The organism is Phytopseudomonas dryadis, assembly GCF_004327355.1.
Taxonomy (GTDB): Bacteria; Pseudomonadota; Gammaproteobacteria; order Pseudomonadales; family Pseudomonadaceae; genus Aquipseudomonas; species Aquipseudomonas dryadis.
This window is the reverse complement of record NZ_QJUM01000004.1, coordinates 81162-98796: the sequence shown is the minus strand read 5'-3', so window position 1 is coordinate 98796 and position 17635 is coordinate 81162. Positions and strand designations below refer to the sequence as shown.

The 17635-nt window shown below is 66.1% G+C and carries 15 protein-coding genes; 9 read left to right on the top strand and 6 right to left on the bottom strand.

All coding sequences use genetic code 11. The features are described from left to right. Nucleotides 1-12: 12 nt before the first annotated feature. The 5 genes from DNK34_RS04580 to gcvH all read left to right on the top strand — a co-directional run bounded on the left by DNK34_RS04580 (nt 13) and on the right by gcvH (nt 6468). Nucleotides 13-1230 (top strand): 2-octaprenyl-3-methyl-6-methoxy-1,4-benzoquinol hydroxylase, encoded by a 1218-nt coding sequence (locus DNK34_RS04580; RefSeq protein ID WP_131174430.1) that lies wholly within the window; start codon nt 13-15, stop codon nt 1228-1230. Between the two features lie 305 nt (nt 1231-1535). Then, on the top strand, nt 1536-2537 hold the full coding sequence (locus DNK34_RS04575; protein WP_131174339.1) for an extracellular solute-binding protein: 1002 nt from the start codon (nt 1536-1538) through the stop codon (nt 2535-2537). Between the two features lie 114 nt (nt 2538-2651). Continuing rightward, nucleotides 2652-4268 carry an ABC transporter permease gene (locus DNK34_RS04570; RefSeq protein ID WP_131174338.1) on the top strand — a complete coding sequence of 539 codons (1617 nt, stop codon included), beginning with the start codon at nt 2652-2654 and terminating at the stop codon, nt 4266-4268. 405 nt (nt 4269-4673) lie between these two features. Further along, nucleotides 4674-5768 (top strand): glycine cleavage system aminomethyltransferase GcvT, encoded by a 1095-nt coding sequence (gene gcvT / locus DNK34_RS04565; RefSeq protein WP_131174337.1) that lies wholly within the window; start codon nt 4674-4676, stop codon nt 5766-5768. 316 nt (nt 5769-6084) lie between these two features. Then, nucleotides 6085-6468 (top strand): glycine cleavage system protein GcvH, encoded by a 384-nt coding sequence (gcvH, locus tag DNK34_RS04560; protein ID WP_131174336.1) that lies wholly within the window; start codon nt 6085-6087, stop codon nt 6466-6468. Nucleotides 6469-6519: 51 nt separating this feature from the next. On the opposite strand, the gene DNK34_RS04555 is transcribed toward gcvH, so the two are convergent. The 6 genes from DNK34_RS04555 to DNK34_RS04530 form a co-directional block, all read right to left on the bottom strand. After that, nucleotides 6520-6819, bottom strand: coding sequence for a DUF2388 domain-containing protein (locus DNK34_RS04555; RefSeq protein ID WP_131174335.1), 300 nt, complete (start codon nt 6817-6819; stop codon nt 6520-6522). A 78-nt stretch (nt 6820-6897) separates the two neighbouring features. Continuing rightward, nucleotides 6898-7359: an NfeD family protein gene (locus DNK34_RS04550; protein ID WP_131174334.1), complete on the bottom strand. Its 462-nt coding sequence runs from the start codon at nt 7357-7359 to the stop codon at nt 6898-6900. A gap of 3 nt (nt 7360-7362) precedes the next feature. After that, nucleotides 7363-8286 (bottom strand): SPFH domain-containing protein, encoded by a 924-nt coding sequence (locus DNK34_RS04545; RefSeq protein ID WP_131174333.1) that lies wholly within the window; start codon nt 8284-8286, stop codon nt 7363-7365. 83 nt (nt 8287-8369) lie between these two features. Beyond that, nucleotides 8370-10154, bottom strand: coding sequence for a type IV pilus assembly ATPase TfpB (gene tfpB / locus DNK34_RS04540; protein WP_131174332.1), 1785 nt, complete (start codon nt 10152-10154; stop codon nt 8370-8372). Between the two features lie 188 nt (nt 10155-10342). Further along, nucleotides 10343-11092, bottom strand: coding sequence for a DUF502 domain-containing protein (locus DNK34_RS04535; RefSeq protein WP_131174331.1), 750 nt, complete (start codon nt 11090-11092; stop codon nt 10343-10345). Between the two features lie 58 nt (nt 11093-11150). Beyond that, entirely contained in the window at nt 11151-12521 is a 1371-nt protein-coding gene (locus DNK34_RS04530; RefSeq protein WP_131174330.1) for a CYTH domain-containing protein, read from the bottom strand. 287 nt (nt 12522-12808) lie between these two features. Here DNK34_RS04530 and DNK34_RS04525 point away from each other — a divergent pair, with 287 nt between their 5' ends. The 4 genes from DNK34_RS04525 (at nt 12809) to argA (ending at nt 17597) form a co-directional block, all read left to right on the top strand. Then, nucleotides 12809-13486, top strand: coding sequence for a TIGR00153 family protein (locus DNK34_RS04525; protein WP_131174329.1), 678 nt, complete (start codon nt 12809-12811; stop codon nt 13484-13486). 37 nt (nt 13487-13523) lie between these two features. Then, nucleotides 13524-14789: an inorganic phosphate transporter gene (locus tag DNK34_RS04520; protein ID WP_131174328.1), complete on the top strand. Its 1266-nt coding sequence runs from the start codon at nt 13524-13526 to the stop codon at nt 14787-14789. 210 nt (nt 14790-14999) lie between these two features. After that, entirely contained in the window at nt 15000-16148 is a 1149-nt protein-coding gene (argE, locus tag DNK34_RS04515) for an acetylornithine deacetylase (RefSeq protein ID WP_131174327.1), read from the top strand. 150 nt (nt 16149-16298) lie between these two features. Beyond that, entirely contained in the window at nt 16299-17597 is a 1299-nt protein-coding gene (gene argA / locus DNK34_RS04510) for an amino-acid N-acetyltransferase (protein ID WP_131174326.1), read from the top strand. Nucleotides 17598-17635 lie beyond the last annotated feature (38 nt).

The following is a 17635-nucleotide window of genomic DNA, read 5'->3' as shown; positions in this document are numbered from 1 at the left end:
GATATGAACGAGATGCGTGCGGATCTGATCATCGTCGGTGCCGGAATGGTCGGCAGCGCCCTGGCGCTGGCCTTGCGCGAGCAGGGGCTGGATATGCTGCTGATCGATGGCGGCCCCCTGAGCGTCGAGCCCTTCGACCTCGCCGCGGCCTATGAGCCCCGGGTCAGCGCGCTGTCGGTAGCCAGCCAGCGCATCCTCCAGCGCCTCGGCGCCTGGCCGGGAGTGCTGGCCCGGCGCAGCAGCCCGTATGCCGAGATGCACGTCTGGGACGGCTGTGGCACCGGCAGGATCCACTTCAGCGCCGCCAGCGTGCACGCCGATACCCTGGGCCATATCGTCGAGAACCGGGTGGTGCAGGACGCGCTGCTCGAGCGCCTGCACGACAGCGACATCGGCCTGCTGGCCAATGCCCGTCTGGAGCGCCTGCGCCGTTCCGGCGATGAGTGGCTGCTGACCCTGGTCGATGGCCGCGAACTGCGCACGCCGCTGCTGATCGCCGCCGATGGCGCCAACTCGGCGGTGCGGCGCCTGGCCGGTTGCGCCACGCGGGAATGGGATTACCTGCACCATGCCATCGTCACCAGCGTGCGCTGCACGGCGCATCACCAGGCCACGGCCTGGCAGCGCTTCACCGATGACGGTCCGCTGGCGTTCCTGCCCCTGGGCTCGGCGCTTGATGGCCACTGGTGCTCGATCGTCTGGTCGACCACACCGGATCGGGCCGCGCAACTGATGACCCTGGACGACGACGCTTTCCGCAGTGAACTGGGGCAGGCCTTCGAACAGCGCCTGGGCGAGGTGCTGCAGGTCGAGCGCCGCCTGTGCATCCCGTTGCGCCAGCGGCACGCCAAGCGCTACGTCGAGCAGGGCCTGGCCCTGATCGGCGACGCCGCGCATAGCATCCACCCGCTGGCCGGGCAGGGCGTCAACCTGGGCTTTCTCGACGCGGCGGTGCTGGCCGAGGTGATCGGCCAGGCCGCGGGGCGTGGCGAGCGGCTCGCCGATGAACGTGTGCTGAGTCGTTACGAACGCCGGCGCATGCCGCACAACCTGGCGATGATGGCGGCGATGGAAGGCTTCGAGCGCCTGTTCCAGGCCGACCCGTTGCCGCTGCGCTGGCTGCGCAATGCCGGCCTGGACTGGGTGGATGGCCTGGATGCGGCCAAGGCGGCGTTCGTTCGTCAGGCCCTGGGCCTGAGCGGCGACCTGCCGGCGCTGGCCAGGGCCTGATAGGACCACCGAGCGTAGGGCCGGGTCGTGGGAGGGGCTTCAGCCGCGATTCTTTCGGCGTTCTTGCGGGCGCCATCGCCGCTAAAGCGCCTCCTACGAGCAAGTAGCCTGGATACCGTGGGGTGGAAAACGCCCCGCGGGCTGTCTGGACCGTCGTCTGACGCTGCTGCGCTGCTGCGCTGCTCGATGTGCGGGTCACGGATAAGCGCATGGCCAGGTGAAACACCTCGACATAAATCCTGCGATCTTCCGTAACTGAGTTTTACTATCATTTGCGCCTTTCCGAAATCCACAAGGACTGCACGATGCGCGTAGGCAAACCTTTTATCGCGGCGCTGGCATTGGGCCTCGCCACGACTTCCGTCCAGGCGGCCGAGGAAGTCGTGGTCTATTCCTCGCGGATCGACGAACTGATCAAGCCGGTATTCGACGCCTACACCGCCAAGACCGGCGTGCAGGTGAAGTTCATCACCGACAGGGAAGCGCCGCTGATGGCGCGGATCAAGGCCGAAGGGGAGAACACCCCGGCCGACCTGCTGCTCACCGTGGACGGTGGCAACCTCTGGCAGGCCGAGCAGATGGGTATCCTGCAACCGCTGAAGTCGAGCATCGTCGAGCAGAACATCCCGCCACAGTACCGTGCCGCCAGCGGCGCCTGGACGGGGCTTTCGTTGCGCGCGCGGACCATCGTCTACGCTCCGGAGCGGGTCGAGCCGGGCGAGCTGAGCACCTATGAGGCCCTGGCCGACAAGAACTGGGAAGGTCGCCTGTGCCTGCGTACCAGCAAGAAGGTCTACAACCAGTCGCTGACCGCGACCCTGATCGAAACCCATGGCGAGGCCAAGGCCGAGCAAGTGATCAAGGGCTGGATCGACAACCTGGCCACCGACGTGTTCGCCGACGACAACTCGGTGATCCAGGCGGTGGCTGCCGGCCAGTGCGACGTCGGCATGGTCAATACCTACTACTTCGGCCGTCTGCACCAGCAGAACCCCGAGCTCAAGGCCAAGTTGTTCTGGCCGAACCAGGAAGACCGTGGCGTGCACGTCAATCTGTCGGGCATCGGCCTGACCAGGCACGCGCCGCATCCGCAGGCCGCGCAGAAACTGGTCGAGTGGATGACCAGCGCCGAGGCGCAGAACATCTTCGCCGACGGCAACAAGGAGTTCCCGGCCAATGCGCAGGTCAAGCCATCCGCTGAAGTCGCTTCCTGGGGCGCGTTCAAGGCCGACACCATCCCGGTCGAAGTCACCGGCAAGCGCCAGGCCGAAGCCATTCGCCTGATGGACCGCGTCGGCTGGAACTGACGAGCAGCTGCAAGCCGCAAGCGCCAAGCTTCAAGTAGGAGCCAAAGCTTGACAGCGGTCTTGAGGTGTACACCACCCTAGCTTGCAGCTTTTTCGACGCATCGAGGAGTGTGCGTGGCCCATCCCGCCCAGCGCCGCTGGTACCCCATCGCCTTTGCCGTCGCGCTGTTGGTGCTGATGCCGCTGAGCGTGCTGTTGCTCAGTTGGCACGACGTGGATCGGCAGATCTGGGCGCACCTGTGGCAGACGCAGATGCCGCGTCTGATCGGCAACACGCTGATCCTGGTGCTGGGGGTCGGCTGCGGCGTGACCCTGCTCGGCGTCAGCCTGGCCTGGCTGACCAGCCTCTGTGAGTTTCCCGGACGGCGCTGGCTGGACTGGGCCCTGATGCTGCCCTTCGCCATTCCGGCCTATGTGCTGGCGTTCGTCTTCGTCGGCCTGCTGGATTTCTCCGGGCCGTTGCAGACGCTGCTGCGCGACTGGTTCGGCAGCGCCGTGCGCCTGCCGCGGGTGCGCTCCACCGGCGGCGTGATCATCGTCCTGGTGCTGGTGTTCTATCCCTATGTCTACCTGCTGGCGCGCACGGCCTTTCTCGCCCAGGGCAAGGGCCTGATGGAGGCGGCGCGGATGCTCGGGCAGACACCCTGGCAGGCCTTCTGGCGGGTTGCCTTGCCGGTGGCCCGGCCCGCCATCGGCGCCGGACTGGCCCTGGCGTTGATGGAGACCCTGGCGGATTTCGGTGCCGTTTCGGTGTTCAATTTCGACACCTTCACCACGGCGATCTACAAGACCTGGTACGGCTTCTACAGCCTGACCAGCGCCGCGCAACTGGCCTGCCTGCTGCTGTTCGCGGTGATGCTGGTGCTCTACGGCGAGCGTCGCGCCCGCGGTGCGGTACGCCCGGCCAACGAACGGCCGCGGGGCGAGGCCTTGTACCGGCTCGCCGGTTGGCGCGCCGCGGCGGCCAGCGGTTGGTGCCTGCTGGTGTTCGCCTGCGCCTTCGTCATCCCCGTACTGCAGTTGCTGGTGTGGTTCTGGCAGCGGGGGCGCTTCGATCTCGATGAGCGCTATAGCGCGCTGATCGTGCACACCCTCTACCTCGGCGTGACGGCCGCGCTGATCACGGTTGCCGTGGCGCTGCTGCTGGCCTTCGCCCGGCGCCTGACGCCGACGCGGCTGATGCGCTCCACGGTGGGCCTGGCCAACCTGGGCTATGCGCTACCCGGCTCGATGCTGGCGGTGGCGATCATGCTGGCATTCAGTGGCCTGGACCGGCACCTGGTCATTCCGCTGTCGGCCTGGGCCGGTGGTGCCGGCAAGGCGATCCTGCTCGGCAGCCTCGGAGCGCTGCTGCTGGCCTACCTGATCCGTTTCCTCGCCGTGGCCTACGGGCCGCTGGAAAACAGCCTGGCGCGGGTCCGGCCGTCGTTGCCGGAAGCGTCGCGCAGCCTGGGCGTCGCTGGCCCGCGGCTGTTCCTGCGGGTTTACCTGCCGTTGCTGCTGCCGGGGACCTTGTCCGCGGCCTTGCTGGTGTTCGTCGATGTACTCAAGGAAATGCCGGCCACGCTGCTGATGCGTCCCTTCGGCTGGGACACGCTGGCGGTGCGCATCTTCGAGATGACCAGCGAGGGTGAATGGGCGCGCGCCGCATTGCCGGCCCTGACCCTGGTGCTGGTCGGCCTGCCGCCGGTGGTCCTGCTTATCCGCCGCTCGGCCCGACGAATCGGATAGCAGGCCATTGAAGAACTACCTACGTTGCCATCGCGGCGTTAAAAACAGGCTCGTGTGCGAGTCCAATCAACAGGCTCATTTACAACACGTAAACTCCGCTTTTTCGCCTGTTTTTGCGGGGCTGCCATCGGTATTGCGCTGGCTGCCTCGCTAACGTTTTTCAACAACCTGATAGACGGTCTGGCGCCGTGCAGGTGTCGTCCCGGCCTCGCTCTGCTCAGCCCGGTTCGAGGCTGTACCCGGGCCCTGTTACAAGGCCTGCCAATGTCCGGGATGACCGGCTCCGGTCATGCGGCTACAATGCGCGCCATTCGTTGCGGCCCGTCATGCGCCCGTCTCCGCTCAATGCCGCAGTGGCCCGAAGCGTGCGCGCCGCAGCTCCGCCAAGCCCGGAAGGAGACACCCATGGGACAGCGCACAGCTCTTTACGACCTGCACCTCGCATTGGGTGCCAAGATGGTCGACTTCGGCGGCTGGGACATGCCTCTGCACTACGGTTCGCAAGTCGAGGAGCATCACCAGGTACGGCGTGACTGCGGCGTCTTCGATGTCTCGCACATGACCGTCGTCGATGTCCACGGCCCGCAGGCACGCGGCTATCTGCAACGGCTGCTGGCCAATGACGTGGCGCGTCTGCAGGCGCCGGGCAAGGCCCTGTACAGCGCCATGCTCAATGAACGGGGCGGGGTGATCGACGACCTCATCGTCTACCTCACCGGCGCGGCCGATGCGCCGAGCTACCGCCTGGTGGTCAACGCCGCCACCCGCGACAAGGATCTGGCCTGGATGCGCCAGTGCAGCGAGGGCGTTGCCGTCGAGTTGCGCGAGCGCAGCGAACTGGCGATGCTCGCCATCCAGGGGCCCAAGGCGCGGGCCAAGGCCGCTGAGCTGGTGACCGCGAGCCGCGCCGCACTGATCCATGAGCTCAAGCCGTTCCAGGGCCTGGCGGAAGGCGACTGGTTCATCGCGCGTACCGGCTACACCGGTGAGGACGGCCTGGAAATCATGCTGCCGGCGAGCGAGGCGGTGGCCTTCTTCAATGACCTGGTCGGCGCCGGCATCTCGCCCATCGGTCTCGGCGCGCGGGACACCCTGCGCCTGGAGGCCGGCATGAACCTGTACGGCCAGGACATGGACGAGAGCGTTTCGCCCCTGGAAGCGAACATGGCCTGGACGGTGGCCTGGGAGCCGCTCGAGCGCGACTTCTACGGGCGCCAGGCGCTGCAAGAGCAACAGCGCCAGGGTGTCCAGTCGCGTCTGGTCGGTGTGGTGCTGGAAGAGCGTGGCGTGCTGCGTGCCCACCAGGTGGTGCGGGTCGAGGGCCTGGGCGAGGGTGAGATCACCAGTGGCAGCTTCTCCCCGACCCTGGGCAAGTCCATCGCCCTGGCCCGGGTGCCCGCCGCCACCGGCGAGCGGGCCGAGGTGGAGATCCGTGGCAAGTGGTATCCGGTGCGCGTGGTTCAGCCGAGTTTCGTCCGCCATGGCAAGGCGCTGATCTAGCACACGTTTCGCGATCCGACGCTTTCTTTTACGCTAACGGCCATGGCCGCTGGCCGTTCCCGGTGATGAAGGATATGTTGTTTCGTGCCAGATCGGGGCGCCTCGATCGATCGCCGCGGGGGCGCGCTCCTACAGGTTTGCGGCAAGCCAGCGTTCGGGTAGGAGCCCCGGCGATGCGATGGCAGCCATCGTGCCGGGATAGGGGCTTTTTCACCGCGTCACGGGGTGCGCGCTTTGCTTGAAGCCTGCCGCTTGCTTTTACGCTAAATTTTCCTGACGGCGCGGTCGCCGTCCCTGTCTGATGAGGAACCACAACATGAGCTCTATTGCCGCCGATCTGCGTTACGCCGCCAGCCACGAATGGGCTCGCCTGGAAGCCGATGGCAGTGTCGCCGTGGGCATCTCCGACCATGCCCAGGAGGCCTTGGGTGATGTGGTGTTCATCGAGTTGCCGGAGGTCGGCAAGGTGCTGGAGGCCGGGCAGGAAGCCGGTGTGGTGGAGTCGGTCAAGGCCGCATCGGATATCTATGCGCCGATCGCCGGCACGGTGATCGCCATCAACGAGGCGCTGGCCGACAGCCCGGAAAGCGTCAACAGCGATGCCTATGGCAGTTGGTTCTTCAAGCTGCAGCCCAGCGACACGGCGCAACTGCAGACCTTGCTCGACGCCGCCGCCTACGAGGCTTCCATCGACGCGTGACGGGCGAATGTCACAACAGCCCATGGCGCAAGGCCATGGGCTGCGCGGATGTCACTGCTCGGCGGTGAGGATGGCCGTGGCCAGTTCCATGTCGCTGGCCTGCAGATCCGGATGGTCGGCCCGCACTTTCTGCAGGGCGGCCTCCAGATAGGGGCCACGGATCTCGCCATTGCTGGCGACGTAGCTACTGGCATCGTCCTGGGCGGGGATGATCAGCTTGTTGTCCTTGAACGTCAGGTAGGTCGACGCAGTGGTCGCCCCTGACGAGAGGATGTCGCGCAGGCCGGCGGCGAAGGTCGGGGCCGTGGCCATGAACAGTACGGCAAAAAGCAACGGGCTGAAGCGACGCATATCGGTGACTCCTTGTTGGAATTTCTAATGATAGGAGTGTGCGGCCGCATGACTGGTTCCACTGTAATCGCGGGCGGCTCAGGCGGCCGTCGTGGTTGCCGCGCGCACTTTCAGCAGGACGCCGTCCTGGCCGATGACCTCGACCAGGCTGCCGACCGGCAGATCCGGGCCGACTACCAGCCACAGTGAGTCCCCGGCCTTGATCTTGCCGCGGCCACCGGCGATGGCCTCGTGGAGGACGAACTGGCGGCCCAGCAGTTCCTGGCCGCGGTGGTTCAGGCCCGGCTGGTCGGAGACCTTGCCGGCGCTGCGCTGGCGGCGCCACCAGAACACCGCGGTGAGCACCGACAGGATGCCGAACAGGATGAACTGCAGGGCCCAGGGCAGGCCGGGGATCAGGTAGGTCAGCACGCCCACGGCCGCCGCGGCGATGCCGATCCACAGCAGGTAGCCGCCGGCACCGAAGACTTCGAGGATCAGCAGCAGGGTGCCGAGCGCCAGCCAGTCCCAGAACGTCAGGTGCTGCAGGTAAGCCAGCATGGCTCAGGCCTTCTTGTCGGCGAAGGTGGCCTTGACGATCTCGCCGATGCCGCCGACCGCGCCGATCATCTGGCTGGCCTCCAGCGGCATGAGGACCACCTTGCTGTTGTCGGCGCTGGCCAGCCGGCCCAGGGCGTCGATGTACTTCTGGGCGACGAAGTAGTTGATCGCCTGCACGTTGCCTGCGGCGATGGCGACCGACACCACGCGGGTCGCCTCGGCTTCCGCGGCGGCGGCCCGTTCGCGCGCTTCGGCTTCGAGGAAGGCGGCCTGGCGTTCACCCTCGGCCTCGAGGATCTGCGCCTGTTTCTTGCCTTCTGCCGTGAGGATGGCGGCGGCGCGCAGGCCTTCGGCTTCGAGGATCTGCGCGCGCTTGATACGCTCGGCCTTCATCTGCCCGGACATGGCGGCCATCAGGTCGGCGGGTGGACTGATGTCCTTGATCTCGATCCGGGTGATCTTGATGCCCCAGGGCGCGGTGGCCTCGTCGACGGTTTTCAGCAGCTTCTCGTTGATGCCATCGCGCTGGCTGAGCATGGCATCCAGCTCCATGGAGCCGAGCACGGTGCGGATGTTGGTCTGCAGCAGGTTGCGGATGGCGTGTTCGAGGTTGTTGACCTCGTAGGCGGCCTGCGCCGCGTTGATCACCTGGAAGAAGCACACCGCGTCGATCTGCACCGTGGCGTTGTCGGCGGTGATGACTTCCTGGGGCGGGATGTCCAGCACGCTTTCCATGACGTTGAGCTTGCGGCCGATGCGATCCATCACCGGCACGATGATGTTCAGCCCGGGCTTGAGGGTGGTGGTGTAGCGACCGAAGCGTTCCACCGTCCACTGGGAGCCCTGCGGCACCACCTTGAAGCCCATGAACACCACGGCGAAGGCGAGGCCGACGAAAAGAAAGATGACTGCTGTACCGATATCCATGAAAACGGTATCCCTGTTGGCTGATGCTGCACTGTGAGCGGGGCAAGCCAGCGTCTGCTGACCATGGCGCCGTTGGCCGGCGGTTACTTCTGTTCGCTTTGCGGGGTGACGCGCAGGACTTCTTCAATAGTAGTCAGCCCGGCGGCGATTTTCTGCGCGCCGGACAGGCGCAGGCTGCGCATGCCTTCCTTGAACGCCTGGCGGCGCAGTGGGGTGAGGTCGGTATCGGCGCTGATCAGCGGTTTCAGGCCATCGTTGAGGAGCATGATCTCATACACCCCGGCACGCCCGCGGTAACCGGTCTCGCGGCACTCGGCACAGCCCACGGCGCGCTGCGCACCGGTCGGCAGCGGGGCGTTCCAGGGGCGGGTCAGGGCCTGCCAGTCGTCTTCGTCGAGGCTGTGCGGTGCCTTGCAATGCGGGCACAGGGTGCGCACCAGGCGCTGGGCCATGACCCCGAGCAGGGTGGCCTTGAGCAGGTAGTGCGGCACCCCCAGTTCGAGCAGGCGGGTGATGGCGCTGGGGGCGTCGTTGGTGTGCAGGGTCGACAGTACCAGGTGGCCGGTGAGCGCGGCCTGGATGGCCATTTCGGCGGTTTCCAGGTCGCGGATCTCGCCGATCATGATGATGTCCGGGTCCTGGCGCATCAGGGCGCGTACGCCACTGGCGAAGGTCAGGTCGATGTTGTGCTGCACCTGCATCTGGTTGAAGGCGCCTTCGATCATCTCGATGGGGTCTTCGATGGTGCAGACGTTCACTTCGTCGGTGGCCAGTTGCTTGAGCGTGGTGTACAGCGTGGTGGTCTTGCCCGAGCCGGTGGGCCCGGTGACCAGGATGATGCCGTTGGGCTGGCGGGTCATGCTCTCCCAGCGCTTGAGGTCGTCCGGGCTGAAACCCAGCTGGTCGAAGCCGCGCAGCAGCACGTCCGGGTCGAAGATGCGCATCACCATCTTCTCGCCGAAGGCGGTGGGCAGGGTCGACAGGCGCAACTCCACCTCGTTGCCGGCCGGGGTCTTGGTCTTGACCCGGCCGTCCTGGGGTTTGCGTTTCTCGGCGACGTTCATGCGGCCCAGGGTCTTCAGGCGGCTGACGATGGCCATGGTGACCTGCGCCGGGAACTGGTAGACGGTGTGCAGCACGCCGTCGATACGAAAGCGCACGCTGCCCTGTTCCCGCCGCGGCTCGATGTGGATGTCGCTGGCGCGCTGCTGGAAGGCGTACTGGAACAGCCAGTCGACGATATTGATCACGTGGGCATCGTTGGCGTCCGGCTCCTGATCCTGGGCGCCGAGGTTGAGCAATTGCTCGAAGTTGCCGACCTGGCTGGTCTTCATGTCGTTGGCGGTGGCGCCGCTGACCGAGCGGGCCAGGCGGTAGAACTCCACGGTGAAACGCTGGATGTCCGCCGGGTTGGCCACCACCCGCTTGATCGGCCGCTTCAGCACATGGGTCAGGTTGGCTTCCCAGCTGTGCAGGAAGGGCTGCGCGCTGGCGATGGTCACCGCCTCGGCGCTCACCGCGACGGCGAGGATCTTGTGGCGCTGGGCGAAGGCGTAGGACATCAGCGGGGTGACCGCGGCCACGTCGATCTTCAGCGGATCGATCCGCAGGTAGGGCTGGCCGGCATAGTGCGCCAGCCACTGGGTGAGGCTTTCCAGATCGAGCTTCTTGCCCGGCCGCGACAGGTCGTCGAGCTGTTGCGCGGCGAGGAACTCCAGCGGATGCAGCTCGTTGTTGCTGCCACTGCGGCGGATCGCCAGGCACTGCTCGGCGCTTTCCTGGGCGGTTCTACCCTGGGCGACCAGTTCGCGCAGCAGATCGTTGAGATCCAGCAGGCGGTCGGGGACGTTGGGGGAGAGGCTGGACATGCGGGCTCCTGAAGGGTCGGCGGCGGTGCTGTCGGAAGTCAGCATGCCTGATTGTGCGGGGGCTGGCTAAGGCCCTATTCACGTTCTGCCGAGGATCGCCAAGGCGATAGCGGCCTTCGATCAAAAGCGCTTGAGGCTGGAAAGCTGGACGAAAGAGCTTGTCGTTCAGCCTCCAGCCTTTAGCGCTCCTATCGGCCGTCCGCTTTCGCTGGCGGTTGCTGTTCGCTGGTCACCGCCAGCGTTTCCTGCCTGGGTGCCTCGTCTTTACCGTCAACTTTTTCGTTTTCGTCTTCCTGGCTTGGCGTGGGCAGCGCGGGCGGTGGCGTCAGGCCCATGGAGACATAGATGCTGGTCAGGGTTTCCACCCCCATGTTCGCCGGTTTCACCCATTCCGCCGGCACATAGAGCAGGCCGCCGCCGATGGGGATCGGTGCGGTGGGTACGAGGATCGCGAAGTGCGGGCGGCCATCCAGCAAGACCGGTTGCGCGCTCGGTTGCAGGGCCAGGACGGCCACGCCGTCGCCACCGAAGAAGCACCACACCGGGCGCATGCTGGTGATGTCGGTGTTCTTCTTGTCCAGCAGGCCGACGAAGCGGTCGGCCAGGTTGTAGAAGTTGCCGATCAGTGGGGTGCGGCGCAGGGTCACGTCGATCAGCCAGCCGAGCGGGCGGCGCAGGCCGAGCTGCACCGCCAGGCCCAGCGGGTAGAGGCTGATCAGCAGCACCAGGCTGCCGAGCAGGTAAGCCAGGTAGGGGTTGCTGGCGAAGGGCGTGCCAAGGGCGGCGAACAGCCGGCCGATGGCGGTCGAGGGGCCGACCAGATTGTTCAGCAGGCTGACGATCCAGGCCAGCACCACCATGGTCAGGGCCAGCGGCAGCAAGGCCAGCAGCCCGGTGAGCCAGGTCGCGATTATGGATTTCAGGCTGTGTTTGAACATCGGCGGTCGTCCTGTCGTCGAGGGCGGGGCAGGTGGCGCAGGCTACCTGCCAATGGTTTCAGCTGAGTTTAAGCAAGGTCTTCCAGGGTTTCAGGCTCATCACGATCTGTGCCTGGGTCATGCGCAGATCCAGCTCTTCTCGACTCAGCGGGCGCTTGGCCAGTTCCGCCAGTTTGCTCAGCTCGCCGAACAGCCGGTCGCTCTCGGCGACATCGAGCACGCCACGGGCCAGGTGCAGCCAGAGCAGCAGGCGTTCCAGTCGCGGCAGCTGTTCGGCGAGATCCTCGGGCTGTTGCTGGTAGCGCTTGAGCTGCAGGTCGCGGCCTTCCTCGGCGATCAGGGTCTGCAGCCAGCTTTGCAGCGGCGCGGCGCCCTGGCGATCGCCACGCGTGTTGCGCGCCAGGGTCCAGCTACGCGCCAGCAGCCAGCGCGAGGCGTTCAGGGAGAACAGGCCCCAGCGGCAGTTCTCCAGTTCACTGGCGAACTGGCCGGGGGCGTTGTGCCGCGCCGTCTCGTCCTGCTGGCCGGCGAGGATGCGCGGACGCCAGTCGTCGAGCAGGCTGTCGAGGGCCTGGCGCAGCTCGCTGCTGCTGGCGCGTGGCGCGGCCTGGCCAAGGCTGCCGAGCAGCGCGCGCAGGTCGACCAGGCACTGCTGCCAGTCGACCAGCAGGCGCCAGTGACCGTTGTGGCGGTATTGTTCGGCCAGGCGCTGGCTGCTGCCCAGCAGGTACCAGCCGATGGCGGCGACGGCATCGTCCAGGCTCTGCCCGGCCTGCAGGGCCGGCGCGGGCAGGTGCAGGTTGTAGCTGCCCTCGTCGAACAGGCGATAGCCGCGCTCGGCCTTGCTGATGTCGCAGGGCATCAGCGGCAGATCGGCGGCCAGCTCGGCGGCCAGCTCCAGCAGCGCTTCGGGTTCGCCCTGGCGCAGCTCCAGCTCGAGTTCGCAGATTTCTTCTTCCTGGCCGGCGGCGATCACCTTGCCCAGGTCCAGGGCGGCCTCGATCACCACCCGGGCCTTGCCGCGGCCCCAGGCGATCTCCGCGCGCTGGCGCAGGAAGTCGGTGGTGAAGATCGGTTTCAGCTGCTGCTTGTCCAGCTCGGCCAGGCTGGCCGGCCAGCAGCTGTCGTCGAGTTTCGCCAGATCCAGCTCGGCCTCGCTCAGGTACCAGTCCCACTCGTTGCGCTCGGACAGGCCGGCGACGCTCTGGCCGCGGCTCTTGAGGGTCTGGATCAGTTGCTCGCCGTCGCGCCGCAGGCGCAGGGCGACCCTGGCCCGGGCCAGGTCGCGCGCGTCGGTGTCGAAGTACTGGTTGGACAGCTCGCGCGGCTCCCAGCCGCTCTTGTTGCGTTTCTTCAGCAACGGATGCGCCTGCAGGGCGACCAGGGTGTCGCGACTGGCGCGCAGTTTGATTTCGGTTTCTTTATTCATCGCGATGGCTCGGTGAACCGGTGAAAGCGGGATGTCCGGCGGGCGGAGGGCTCGCCCTGGGCATTTGGCCGTACAGGGTAGTGGAAAAGCGCGGCGGATGCAGGTCGGCGAACGGTACTGGCGAACGATGCTAGGCTGTGCATGACCCTGGCTTCGTCGATGTTTCCCCGGCGTTCGCGGAAAATCCCCGGCCAGATGCGACATTGTGACTGAAAGATGACACGCGCTGGCTTGCCCCGGATGTCATCCGTATACTTGCCGCCTCTTCACAGACAGGGGTCACCCCTATGCCAACCAATCCGTTCGTCAGCCTGTTCGGCCGCTCGCCCATCGGGCCGATGCAGCAGCACATCGCCAAGGCCCATGAATGCGCAGCCAACCTGGTGCCGTTCTTCGAGGCGGTGATGGTCGAGGACTGGGCGCGGGTCGAACAGGTGCAGCAGGAAATGGTGCGTCTGGAGCGCGAGGCGGACAAGCTCAAGAAAAGCGTGCGCATGCACCTGCCCAAGAGCCTGTTCCTGCCGGTGCCACGTTCCGATCTGCTGGAACTGCTCAGCACCCAGGACAAGGTGGCCAACCGGGCCAAGGATATCGCCGGGCTGATGCTCGGTCGCTGCATGACCATCCCCAGCGAACTGCAGCCGCTGATGCTGGCCTATGTCAGTCGTTGCGTGGATGCCAGCGCCCAGGCGCTGAAGGCGATGAAGGAACTGGATTCCCTGCTCGAGGCCGGTTTCGCCGGGCGCGAGGCATCCCTGGTCGAACGCATGGTCGAGGAGCTCGAAGAAATCGAGCACGAGACCGACCGCCAGCAGATCGAGGTGCGCCGCGCCTTGTTCAAGCTGGAAAAGGATCTTCCCGCCGTCGATGTGATGTTCCTCTACCGGATCATCGACTGGGTCGGTGATATCGCGGATCGCGCCGAGCGCGTCGGTAACCGGCTGGAACAACTGCTGGCGCGCTAGTCGCCGGCATCCTTTCTGGGTCTACAGGTAATCTTCTATGTCTCTTGTCGCGGACTACGGTTTCGTACTCCTCGTGCTGGCCTGCTGCTTTGGTTTGTTCATGGCGTGGGGTGTCGGTGCAAATGATGTGTCCAATGCCATGGGCACCTCGGTGGGCTCCAAGGCCCTGACGATCAAGCAGGCGATCCTCATCGCCATGGTCTTCGAGTTCTGCGGCGCCTACCTGGCCGGTGGCCAGGTCACCGAGACCATCAAGAACGGCATCGTCGACGCCAATGTCATCCCGGCCGACATGTTCGTGCTGGGCATGATGTCGGCGCTGCTGTCGGCGGGCACCTGGCTGCTGATCGCTTCCCTGCGGGGGTGGCCGGTGTCCACCACCCACTCCATCGTCGGCGCGATCATCGGCTTCGCCTCGGTCAGTGTCTCGGTGGATGCGGTGAACTGGGCCGGGCTGGTGCCGATCGTCTCCAGCTGGGTGGTCACCCCGTTCATCTCCGGCCTGCTCGCCTTCGGCCTGTTCATGAGCGTGCAGTGGCTGATCATCGACACCGATGATCCGTTTCGCAACGCCAAGCGCTGGGTGCCGGTGTACATGTTCCTCACCGGCTTCATGCTGGCGCTGATGACCTTCACCAAGGGCCTCAAGCACGTCGGCCTGAGTTTCAGCACCGGGCAGGGCATCCTGCTCTCGGCGGGCGTCGGCATCCTGGTCGCCGGCCTGGGCATGCTGTTGCTGCGGCGCATCAAGCTCGATCCCGAGGCGGACAAGGACTTCCACTTCGCCAGCGTCGAACGGGTGTTCGCCGTGCTGATGATCTTCACCGCCTGTTCCATGGCCTTCGCCCATGGCGCCAGCGACGTGTCCAACGCCGTTGGCCCGCTGGCTGCCGTGGTCGGTGTGATCGAGGCCGGTGGCGACATGGCCATCGGCGGGCAATCGGCCGTGCCCGGCTGGGTGCTGCTGATGGGCGCGGCGGGTATCGTGGTCGGTCTGGCGACCTATGGCTGGAAGGTCATCGCCACCATCGGCAAGGGCATCACCGAACTGACGCCCAGCCGTGGCTTCGCCGCCGAGCTGGCCACCGCCGCCACCGTGGTCGCGGCCTCGGGTGTCGGGTTGCCGATTTCCACCACCCATACCCTGGTCGGTGCGGTGCTGGGGATCGGCATGGCCCGCGGTATCGGCGCGTTGAACCTGTCGGTGGTCGGACGCATCTTCACCTCCTGGGTGGTGACCCTGCCGATCGGTGCGATCCTGGCGATCATCTACCTGGAAATCTTCATGTTGATCTTTCTTTAAGAGCCGGAAACAGCGCTGGATAGCTGGAGGCTGAACGAAAAGCGGCTCGAGCACGACGCGAAACAGCGGTTTCTCGTCCAGCTTTCCAGCCTCCAGCGCTTTTCATCGAGTGCGGGCGATGCCCTGACGCCATAGCGCGATTGCCCTGCACGCTCTGACTTGAAGCTGCTCTATTGGTTTATGATGAGGCGACCGACCCTAGGAGCCGCCATGTCATTTCCCACGCTCAAGGATCGCTTCGCGGCGCTGATCGCCGCGCCGTCGGTCAGTTGCACACAACCGGCGCTGGATCAGTCCAACCAGCAGGTCATCGACCTGCTGGCCAACTGGTTGAGCGAGCTGGGTTTCGTCTGCGAGAAGCAGCAGGTCGAAGCGGGCAAGTTCAACCTGCTCGCCACCTACGGCAGCGGCCCCGGCGGCCTGGTGCTGGCCGGACACAGCGACACCGTGCCGTTCGACGAGGCCTTGTGGAACAGCGATCCGCTCAGCCTGAGCGAAGTCGGCGATCGCTGGGTCGGGCTCGGGGTGTGCGACATGAAGGGCTTTTTCGCCCTGATCATCGAGGCCGTCCAGGGCCTGCTCGACCAGCCTTTCCGCCAGCCCTTGCTGATTCTCGCCACCTGCGACGAGGAAAGCTCGATGTCCGGCGCCCGGGCCCTGGCCGAGGCTGGACGTCCACTCGGGCGTGCCGCGGTGATCGGCGAGCCGACCGGGCTCAAGCCCATCCGCCTGCACAAGGGCGTGATGATGGAGCGCATCGATATCCTCGGCCAGAGCGGCCACTCCTCGGACCCGAGCCTGGGGCGCAGCGCGCTGGATGCCATGCACGAGGTGATGGGCGAACTGATGCAGCTGCGCCAGCAGTGGCAGCGCGAATTCCGCAACCCGCAGTTCAGCGTGCCGCAGCCTACCCTCAATTTCGGCTGCATCCATGGTGGCGACAACCCCAACCGCATCTGTGGCCAATGTTCCCTGGAGTTCGACCTGCGTCCGCTGCCGGGCATGCAGCCCGAAACGCTGCGGGCGGCGATTCGGCAGAAGCTGCAGCCGCTGGCCGAGCGGCACCAGGTCAGCATCGACTTCAATCCGCTGTTTCCCAGCGTGCCGCCCTATGAGCAGAATGCCGACGCCGAGCTGGTGCGCCTGGCCGAGCGCCTCACCGGGCATGCCGCGACGGCAGTGGCCTTCGGCACCGAAGCCCCGTATTTCCAGCAGCTTGGCTGCGAGACCCTGGTGCTCGGCCCCGGCGATATCGACTGCGCGCACCAGCCGGGCGAATACCTGGACACCGACCGCCTGGAGCCGACGGTGCGGTTGTTGCGCCAGCTCATCCAGCATTACTGTCTCAACCCCGCCTGAACGAGGAGTGCGCCGCCGATGCCGTTGCGACGACGATAACGCGCTGAGCCTGTCTGCGGAGCCCCGGGTTCCGCGCCGCTGGCGGCCATGGTCATGGCCGCCTGACGCTTTTCATTCGGATCGCGACATTACCTGAGGGTTACGCTGCACATGCACGACTACGTCAACTGGCTGCGCCACGCTTCGCCCTATATCAACGCCCACCGCGACTGCACCTTCGTGGTCATGTTGCCGGGCGAGGGGGTGGCCCATCCCAATTTCGGCAATATCGTCCACGACCTGGTCCTGCTGCACAGCCTCGGCGTGCGCCTGGTGCTGGTGCACGGCTCGCGGCCGCAGATCGAGACACGCCTGCAGGCGCGCGGGCTGACGCCGCACTTTCACCGCGACCTGCGCATCACCGACGGGCCGACCCTGGAGTGCGTGATCGATGCGGTGGGGCAGTTGCGCATCGCCATCGAGGCGCGCCTGTCCATGGACATGGCGGCTTCGCCCATGCAGGGCGCGCGGCTGCGCGTGTCCAGCGGCAACTACGTCACCGCCCGGCCCATCGGCGTGCTCGATGGCATCGACTACCACCACACCGGCGAAGTGCGGCGCATCGATCGCAAGGGCATCAATCGCCAGCTCGATGAACGCAATATCGTGCTGCTCTCGCCACTGGGCTATTCGCCGACCGGCGAGATCTTCAACCTGGCCTGCGAAGACGTGGCCATGCGCGCGGCCATCGACCTGGCCGCCGACAAGCTGGTGCTGTTCGGCGCCGAGCCGGGGCTGCTCGACGACAGCGGCAAGCTGATCCGCGAATTGCGCCCGCAGCAGGTGCCGGCACATGTTGCACGCCTCGGCGGCGACTATCAGGGCGAGTTGCTGGACGCCGCGGCCCAGGCCTGCCGCAGCGGGGTCAAGCGCAGCCATATCGTCAGCTACGTGGCCGATGGCTCCCTGCTCACCGAACTGTTCACCCGCGACGGTGGCGGCACCCTGGTCGACCAGGAGCAGTTCGAGTCGCTGCGCGAGGCGAACATCGGCGATGTCGGCGGCCTGATCGAACTGATCAGCCCGCTGGAGGAGCAGGGCATCCTGGTGCGGCGTTCGCGCGAGGTGCTGGAGCGCGAGATCGGCCAGTTCAGCATCGTCGAGCGCGACGGCATGATCATCGCCTGCGCGGCGCTCTATCCGATCCCGGATTCGACCTGCGGCGAGCTGGCCTGCCTGGCGGTCAACCCGGACTATCGCCATGGCGGCCGTGGCGACGAGTTGCTCGAGCGCATCGAGGCGCGAGCCCGGGGCATGGGCATCAATACCTTGTTCGTCCTCACCACCCGCACCGCTCACTGGTTCCGCGAGCGTGGCTTCGCGCCCAGCAGCGTCGAGCGCCTGCCGGCGGCGCGGGCTTCGCTGTACAACTTCCAGCGCAATTCGAAGATCTTCGAGAAGACGCTCTGAGCTTCAAGCTTCAAGCTTCAAGCTTCAAGCTTCAAGCG

What these genes read in the sequence shown, in the direction of transcription:
- DNK34_RS04575 (WP_131174339.1), top strand. Translation starts at nt 1,536, where the DNA reads ATGCGCGTAGGCAAACCTTTTATCGCGGCGCTGGCATTGGGCCTCGCC.
- argA (WP_131174326.1), top strand. Translation starts at nt 16,299, where the DNA reads ATGCACGACTACGTCAACTGGCTGCGCCACGCTTCGCCCTATATCAAC.
- DNK34_RS04520 (WP_131174328.1), top strand. Translation starts at nt 13,524, where the DNA reads ATGTCTCTTGTCGCGGACTACGGTTTCGTACTCCTCGTGCTGGCCTGC.
- DNK34_RS04550 (WP_131174334.1), bottom strand. Translation starts at nt 7,359, where the DNA reads ATGCTGGCTTACCTGCAGCACCTGACGTTCTGGGACTGGCTGGCGCTC.
- gcvH (WP_131174336.1), top strand. Translation starts at nt 6,085, where the DNA reads ATGAGCTCTATTGCCGCCGATCTGCGTTACGCCGCCAGCCACGAATGG.
- DNK34_RS04535 (WP_131174331.1), bottom strand. Translation starts at nt 11,092, where the DNA reads ATGTTCAAACACAGCCTGAAATCCATAATCGCGACCTGGCTCACCGGG.
- DNK34_RS04530 (WP_131174330.1), bottom strand. Translation starts at nt 12,521, where the DNA reads ATGAATAAAGAAACCGAAATCAAACTGCGCGCCAGTCGCGACACCCTG.
- DNK34_RS04555 (WP_131174335.1), bottom strand. Translation starts at nt 6,819, where the DNA reads ATGCGTCGCTTCAGCCCGTTGCTTTTTGCCGTACTGTTCATGGCCACG.
- tfpB (WP_131174332.1), bottom strand. Translation starts at nt 10,154, where the DNA reads ATGTCCAGCCTCTCCCCCAACGTCCCCGACCGCCTGCTGGATCTCAAC.
- DNK34_RS04525 (WP_131174329.1), top strand. Translation starts at nt 12,809, where the DNA reads ATGCCAACCAATCCGTTCGTCAGCCTGTTCGGCCGCTCGCCCATCGGG.
- DNK34_RS04545 (WP_131174333.1), bottom strand. Translation starts at nt 8,286, where the DNA reads ATGGATATCGGTACAGCAGTCATCTTTCTTTTCGTCGGCCTCGCCTTC.
- gcvT (WP_131174337.1), top strand. Translation starts at nt 4,674, where the DNA reads ATGGGACAGCGCACAGCTCTTTACGACCTGCACCTCGCATTGGGTGCC.
- argE (WP_131174327.1), top strand. Translation starts at nt 15,000, where the DNA reads ATGTCATTTCCCACGCTCAAGGATCGCTTCGCGGCGCTGATCGCCGCG.
- DNK34_RS04580 (WP_131174430.1), top strand. Translation starts at nt 13, where the DNA reads ATGCGTGCGGATCTGATCATCGTCGGTGCCGGAATGGTCGGCAGCGCC.